A 7,295-nucleotide genomic window follows, 5' to 3' on the forward strand; every position below is an offset into this window, starting at 1 on the left:
CATGCGGTTTCGTCCTCTCAAATTTTTGCTTCGCCATCCTTTTTTCCTCCTTTACACAATAAACTTATCCTAGTGTTTCTTAAAATTATGTCACAAAAGTGACATTTTATACATTTTAATTTCTGTTGTTAAAAACCAAACCTTCTATGATAAAAAAAAACTTTAACAACAAAATTGGAGCCCGCGACCGGGATCGAACCGGTGACCTCCGCCTTACCAAGGCGACGCTCTACCTACTGAGCTACGTGGGCAAAAGGGAAAATCACGACTCCGATTTTTGATTTTACTATAAAGTTTTCTAAATGTCAATAGTTAGCTGTTTCTCATTTCAAGATACCTTTCTAATTTTCTTTTTACCCGCTGTAATGCATTGTCTATAGATTTAACATGCCTATTTAGATCTTCCGCAATTTCTTGATAAGACTTGCCATCTAAATATGATACCAAGACCTCCCACTCTAATCCGCTTAATAATTCTTCCATTTTGTTTTCAATGTTAACGTATTCTTCTTTACTTATTATTAACTCCTCAGGGTCAGCAATACATTGGGTAGAAACAACGTCCAAAAGAGTCCTATCAGATTCTTCATCAAAGATAGGCTTATTGAGGGAAATATAAGAATTAAGCGGTATGTGCTTCTGTCTCGTTGCAGTTTTAATGGCAGTAATAATTTGACGAGTCACGCATAACTCCGCAAAAGCTTTGAAAGAGGAGAGCTTGTCACTTTTATAATCTCTTATTGCTTTGTAAAGACCTATCATCCCTTCTTGCATAATGTCTTCCTTATCGGCACCCACTAAAAAATAGGCGCGAGCCTTTGCTTTTACAAAGCTTTTATACCTCTCAAGAAGGTACTCTAAAGCGGCTTCGTCTCCTTTTTGAGCTCTAAAAACTACCTCCTCCTCTTCCATTTGCTCATATGTTTGATAGTAATCCTGCTGCGCCCCAGATTTCACCAATACCGCCCCCATTTATTATTCCAGCAACTTTATACGTTATAATTATACATTATATTGGTAAAGGTAGTCAAGCTAATTTTAGCTGTTTTCTGCCATTTTGCGCAGCTTTTTTACTATTTCACTATCTAAACGTTCTTCCAAATTGTCTTTATAAATTGTATTCATATAGCTTTTTTTATGGCTTTCAATATATTTGTTCATCTCCTCGTAAAGCTCTCTTGCAGACATTCTTATTGCACCATGAGCTAAAACCACCTGTTGCACAGTCCAATCAGAACTTACCACAATTACTCGCTCCTTTTTCGCTAATTCCACCACTTTTAACTCTATAAAGTGATCTGCCGATTCACCTTCTTTTGTGTAAACGACTTCAATCCCACTAATTTCTTCATGTTTTTCTAAACTTCCTTTTACATACATTGCGTCAAAAACTAAGATTATATTTATCCCTGAATATCCTCTAAAATCAGCCAATATATCTATTAACTTATCTCGCGCATCTTCCAAGCTTTTTTGCGCTTCTTTTTTTAAAATCTGCCAATTATTTATCACATTATAACCATCTACTAACATATACAAGAGAACATCACGCCTTATCTTTTCTTTTTGAAACTACCTGGTAAATTAAAAGAGAAGCAGCTACAGATGCATTTAAAGAATTTATCTTACCCTTCATAGGGATTTTAACTACAAAATCGCAATTTTGTAAAACTAATTTAGAAACCCCTTTTCCTTCATTTCCGATAACAAGAGCAACAGGAAAATCATAATCAATCTCTTCAAAGCTTTTTCCTCCATTTACATCTGTACCAACAATCCACAAGCCTCTTTCTTTTAAGTTTCGTATTGTGTTGTTAATATTTGATACTTTTGCTATTTTCATATGCTCCACTGCTCCAGCAGAAGTTTTTACCACAGTAGCGTTCACTCCTACTGCCCGTCTTTTTGGAATTATTATCCCATGGACCCCAAAAGCCTCTGCGCTTCTTATAATCGCACCCAAATTGTGAGGGTCAGTTATCTCATCTAATATCAACAAAAAAGGTTTTTCTTTCTTTTGCTCAGCATACTCTAAAAGGTCTTCTACTTCAAAATATTGATAGACAGCAGACAAAGCTACAATTCCTTGATGATTTTGACTGCCGGCCAGTTTGCTTAAAGTTTCATTATCAGTGGTAGAAACTACAATACCTGCTTCTTTTGCAAGATTTATTATTTTTGAAATATTACCTTTTGCTGTTTTAGAAACATAAATTTTTTCAATTTCTTTTCCACTTTTTATAGCTTCCATTACTGGATTTCTACCAAAAATTACATCCTGCTCTTTCATAACCATCACCTATTTCTCAATAACTTGTACAGAAAGCTCAAGAATATTTTTTAATCTTTCAAATTCTCCTGCAAGATATAGATAACCTAGTAAAGCTTCAAATCCCGTAGCATACCTATAGTCCTGTACTTCTACTCCTTTAGGTGTAGTATTAGACTTAATATTCCTTCCTCTTCTAACTATATCTTTTTCCTCTTCTGAGAGAAGATCATAAATTTTTTTTATAGATTCTGCCTGTGCTTGGGCTTTTACATATTTAACTGTCTCTCTGTGTAAAAATTTAACATGTTGGTTTTTTTGGGCTACAATCCTTGTGCGGATATACAAACTATACACGGCATCCCCAATAAAAGCTAAAACAAGGGGTGACAAACTTGACACCCCCTCCTTTTCAAGAAACTTGAAATTTCCTAAAGAACCCATCACATTCTTTTCCATCTTACTCCCTCTGGCGTATCTTCTAAAATTATTCCTTTTTCTCTCAGTCTATCTCTTATTTCGTCAGCTAACTTCCAATTCTTTTCTTTCCTTGCTTGTTGTCTTTTTTCTATTAAAGCCAGTATTTCCTCATCATCAATATCAGTTTTTACACTTCTATAAAAAAGTCCTAAAATTTCTGAGAGTTTTAAAAACATATTCAAAATATATTTTACCAATTCCTTTGAAGAATTTCCACTTAGATTTATATTAGCAGTTTTTGCCATTTCAAACAAAACTGATATGGCATCTGCAGTATTAAAATCGTCATCCATTGCTTCTTCAAACTCTTTTTTATATTCTTCAAACTTTTCTACTATTCTTTTTTCTTCTTCGTTTAATTCTCTTTCTTTGCACACAGTCAACAAATGTTTTAAATTAGCCATCGCATTTAATAATCTTTCATAAGCAGAATTGGCCTGATCCATTAAATCTAAACTAAAATTAATGGGATTTCTGTAATGGGCCATAAGCATAAAAAGTCTTAAAACTTCAGGATGATACTTTTCTGTAATCTCTCTTACTGTAAAGAAATTTCCTTTAGATTTTGACATTTTTTCATTATTTATATTTAAATACCCTATATGCATCCAATATTTAGAAAATTGTTGACCATATAATGCTTCACTTTGAGCAATTTCATTCTCGTGATGAGGAAATATCAAATCAGGACCTCCTGCATGGATATCTAAAGTTTTTCCTAAATATTTCGTAGACATGACAGAACATTCTATATGCCATCCCGGTCTTCCTCTTCCCCACGGACTATCCCATGCAGGTTCACCAGGCTTTTGAGCTTTCCACAAAACAAAATCCAATGGATTTTTCTTTTCTTCGTTTATCTCAATTCTTGCGCCTGCTTGCAATTCTTCTATATTTTTGTGAGAAAGCTTTCCATAATCCTTAAATTTCGCAGTTTCAAAATAAACATTTCCATTTACCACATAAGCATAACCTTTATCGATTAAAATCTTTATAAATTTGACTATATCTTCAATATGCTCTGTCGCCTTAGGATGAACTGTTGCTCTTTTTATACCCAAATTATCTGCATCTTTAAAATATTCATGTATATATTTCTCCGCTAATTCTTTTGTAGTAACATTTTCTTCCTGAGCTCTTTTAATTATTTTATCGTCAATATCAGTAAAATTTTGAACGTAATTTACTTTATAACCTTTATATTCTAAATATCTTCTTACCGTATCAAATACAATAAAAGCCCTAGCATTTCCGATATGGATATAATTATATACTGTAGGCCCACAAACGTACATGTTCACTACCTTATCATTTAAAGGCTGAAATTCTTCTTTTGTCCTCGAAAGAGTATTATATAGCTTCATCCTTCTTTTCCTCCCTTGCAATTAAGATTTGTTCTAACTTTTCAACTCTTTTTCTTAATTTTTGCAATTCTTCTTCCACAGGGTCAGGAAGTTTGCCATGTTCTAAATCTACACCATAGGAAGAAGCTATACGTACATTATCTTTTTTCACACAGCGAGCAGGTACTCCAACTACTGTGCTATTAGGAGGTACATCTTTTAATACAACTGCCCCTGCACCTATTTTTGAATTTTCTCCCACTACAATAGGACCTAATACTTTAGCTCCACTTCCTATAACTACATTATTTTTTATAGTAGGGTGTCTTTTCCCTTTTTCTTTCCCTGTACCTCCCAAAGTTACCCCTTGATATATTGTCACATCGTCACCAATCTCTGTAGTCTCACCAATTACAACCCCCATACCGTGATCAATAAAAAATCTCCTGCCTATCTTAGCACCAGGATGTATTTCAATTCCTGTGAGAAATCTATTAAACTGTGAAATAAGTCGAGGAAGTAAAATTAAACCCTTTTTATATAAATAATGGGCAATTCTGTGCAGTATTATAGCATGGAGCCCAGGATAACATAATACAACCTCCAGCACACTTTTGGCAGCAGGGTCTCTTTCAAAAATAACTTGTATGTCTTCTTTTAAAGTCTTAAACAATACTAAACACCTCCTTAAAAATTTACCCCCCTCATCTCAGAGACGAGGGGGGACTCCCGTGGTTCCACTCTGCTTGAGCTTTAGACTCCACTCCTTTTAGATAACGGCACATGCCGGTAACCCCCTACTGAAATTTCAGGGATACAGCTCAAAGATGCACTTCTTATAACATATCCTCGAGCTACTCGCAGCCTATGGTAGCTCTTCTCTGAAGGCTTATGTTATAATACTCTTCTTCTCATCGCTTTTTTCCTTTATTAAATTTATCGCTCTTTTAAGCCTATTTATCACTTTATCTTTCCCTACAAGTGGAATAATCTTCACCAATTCAGGTCCATGGTCTTCTCCTGTTATTGCTACTCTGATTGGCATGAAAAACTCTTTTCCTTTTACATTTGTTTGTTTCTGCAATTTCTTAAGCAAATCTTTTACGTATTCTTCTGTTAACTGTTCTGATTCTTCTATGGCTCTTTTGATTCCCTCTAACACAATTTTACTGTTTGGGTTCTCTTCTAATATTTTCATTGTTTCCTCAGAATAGTCAACCTCTTCTACAAAAAACATCTTAGCTTTTTCAATAATTTGAGCCACATATTGAAGCCCGTCTTTGTAAAGAGATATTACATCCTTTAGCCAATTATACATCATATCATTTATTTCGTCAATGTATCCTGCCCTTCTTAAATGTGGAATAGCCAAATCTACAATTCTTTCAACAGAGCTTTTTTGTATATACTGTTGGTTCATCCAATTAAGCTTTTCAATGTCAAAAACAGGATTAGCACTGTGAATCCTTCTAAAATTAAATTTCTTTATTATTTCTTCTTTTGACATGATTTCTACATTATCCTCCGGTGACCAACTTAAAAGAGATAAAAAGTTAAACATAGCCTCTGGCAAATATCCCAATTCTCTATACTGGCCTATATAAGTATTCCCATGCCTTTTAGAAAGTTTAGTCCTATCTGGTCCCAATATTAAAGGTGCATGGGCAAATGTGGGAATCTCAAATCCTAAAGCTTTATAGATGAGTATCTGTTTAGGAGTATTGTATATGTGGTCTTCTCCTCTTATTACATGTGTAATCTTCATAAGAGCATCATCAATTACAACTGCAAAATTGTAAGTAGGCATTCCGTCTGATTTGACAATTACCATGTCCCCACCTAAAGTATCACTTTTTATTGTAATTTTCCCTTTTATCATGTCTTCAAACTCTATGACTTCATCGTCAGGAACAATAAACCTTATTACAGGTTTTCTCCCTTCTTTTATAAAAGCCTCTTCTTGCTCCTTTGTAAGATACCTACACCTTCCAGAATAACGAGGTATATCTCCTCTTTCCACAGCCTTTTTCCTATCTTCTTCTAATTCCTCAGGAGTGCAATAGCATCTATATGCTTTTTTTTCTTCAATAAGTTTCTGGGCAAATTTATGATAAATTGCAAGTCTTTCACTTTGCCTATAAGGGCCATAAGGACCTGGTTTGTCTGGCCCTTCGTCCCATTCTATACCTAACCACTCTAATTCTTTAAAAATTAATTCTTCAAAATCTTTTGAAGACCTTTCTAGATCCGTGTCTTCAATCCTTAAAACAAAAGTAGCTCCTTCACTTCTTGAAAAAAGATAATTAAACAAAGCAGTTCTTATATTCCCTATATGAATAGCTCCTGTAGGGCTTGGCGCAAATCTAACCCTCAAATTACTCATGTGTGTCACTCCATCCTTTTTTGTTAATGTTACTGTACTAGATTTAATTATAACAAATTTTGCGCTTTTTAAATAGATGAAGTGACAATTGTGTGTAAAATTCTGTAGATTAGGCGACGTTTTGCGCTAAGCGCTCGACTTGACTGAACAGTTGCTAAGCTTAGCAAGAGCAAAAGATGAAGGCGGGTCCGGAGGCAAGGATACTGGAGGCGGGCACCTGAGGCATGGGAGACGATTGTGCCCGGAATTCCGCCAGAATCTGAAGTCGAGCGTTAGTTTAGCTGTGAGGTCACCGGAGCAAGCAGTGCAAACGTCAGCTCTAAAAACTTTATTTTAAATTCATGTATTTGACTGTAACTGTAGGAATAGCACCTAATTCCTCTGCTAATTCCTCCATAAATTTTTCTTTGCCTCTTACATTCAAAGTAATAAGACCACTGCCATTTTGTGAATCATGTATTCCAAACCTTGCAATTATTTGGTCACCATGTTTTGTCAACACTTCTTGAACTTTTGGGCCAAATTCACTCCTTTTCTCCACACTAATACCCATTATATAAATATTCACAAGAGTCCCTCCTTTTTAACCTTTTGACAAATATTTTTTCACATAAAAACTTCCTTTATACAAAACAAGGGATTCCTTTAAGGAACCCCTCACATCTTCTCTTTTATAATATTTTTCACCTTTTCTACAACATCAGAAATTTTTACCTCTTCTGCTTCTTCATTTTCCCTCAATTTTATTTCCACTATTCCATCACTTACTTTTTTCCCTACAGTAATCCTTATAGGTATTCCTAACAAATCGGCATCATTA

At 34.7% G+C, this 7,295-nt stretch carries 9 protein-coding genes, 1 tRNA gene and 1 other annotated feature; all 10 genes read right to left on the reverse strand.

All coding sequences use genetic code 11. The annotated features are described in order from the left end of the window. Positions 1–175 precede the first annotated feature (175 nt). Positions 176–251, reverse strand: a tRNA-Thr gene (locus tag I4N53_RS01695). 61 nt (positions 252–312) lie between these two features. Then, positions 313–957 carry an RNA polymerase sporulation sigma factor SigH gene (sigH, locus tag I4N53_RS01700; RefSeq protein ID WP_214495439.1) on the reverse strand — a complete coding sequence of 215 codons (645 nt, stop codon included), beginning with the start codon at positions 955–957 and terminating at the stop codon, positions 313–315. Positions 958–1,038: 81 nt separating this feature from the next. After that, positions 1,039–1,533 carry an NYN domain-containing protein gene (locus tag I4N53_RS01705; RefSeq protein ID WP_198002306.1) on the reverse strand — a complete coding sequence of 165 codons (495 nt, stop codon included), beginning with the start codon at positions 1,531–1,533 and terminating at the stop codon, positions 1,039–1,041. Positions 1,534–1,546: 13 nt separating this feature from the next. Next, positions 1,547–2,290, reverse strand: a complete 744-nt coding sequence (rlmB, locus tag I4N53_RS01710) for a 23S rRNA (guanosine(2251)-2'-O)-methyltransferase RlmB (RefSeq protein ID WP_214495440.1) — start codon at positions 2,288–2,290, stop codon at positions 1,547–1,549. 9 nt (positions 2,291–2,299) lie between these two features. After that, positions 2,300–2,728 carry a Mini-ribonuclease 3 gene (locus I4N53_RS01715; RefSeq protein WP_214495441.1) on the reverse strand — a complete coding sequence of 143 codons (429 nt, stop codon included), beginning with the start codon at positions 2,726–2,728 and terminating at the stop codon, positions 2,300–2,302. After that, positions 2,713–4,113, reverse strand: a complete 1,401-nt coding sequence (gene cysS, locus I4N53_RS01720; RefSeq protein WP_214495442.1) for a cysteine--tRNA ligase — start codon at positions 4,111–4,113, stop codon at positions 2,713–2,715. Before cysS ends, I4N53_RS01715 begins: the two co-directional genes overlap by 16 nt. Beyond that, a complete protein-coding gene (gene cysE, locus I4N53_RS01725; RefSeq protein ID WP_028991968.1) occupies positions 4,100–4,765 on the reverse strand; it encodes a serine O-acetyltransferase in 666 nt (221 codons plus the stop codon). The genes cysS and cysE overlap by 14 nt, the downstream gene beginning before the upstream one ends. Before the next feature lie 35 nt (positions 4,766–4,800). Further along, positions 4,801–5,016, reverse strand: a binding site (T-box leader). After that, positions 4,982–6,475, reverse strand: a complete 1,494-nt coding sequence (gltX, locus tag I4N53_RS01730; protein WP_028991969.1) for a glutamate--tRNA ligase — start codon at positions 6,473–6,475, stop codon at positions 4,982–4,984. It overlaps the preceding feature by 35 nt. Positions 6,476–6,803: 328 nt before the next feature. Then, positions 6,804–7,043 (reverse strand): hypothetical protein, encoded by a 240-nt coding sequence (locus I4N53_RS01735; RefSeq protein WP_013150813.1) that lies wholly within the window; start codon positions 7,041–7,043, stop codon positions 6,804–6,806. Between the two features lie 89 nt (positions 7,044–7,132). Further along, the coding region (locus I4N53_RS12240; RefSeq protein WP_255549644.1) for a His/Gly/Thr/Pro-type tRNA ligase C-terminal domain-containing protein at positions 7,133–7,295 on the reverse strand (163 nt) is incomplete at its 5' end.

Source organism: Thermoanaerobacter sp. CM-CNRG TB177, from assembly GCF_018588165.1.
GTDB lineage: Bacteria > Bacillota > Thermoanaerobacteria > Thermoanaerobacterales > Thermoanaerobacteraceae > Thermoanaerobacter > Thermoanaerobacter thermocopriae.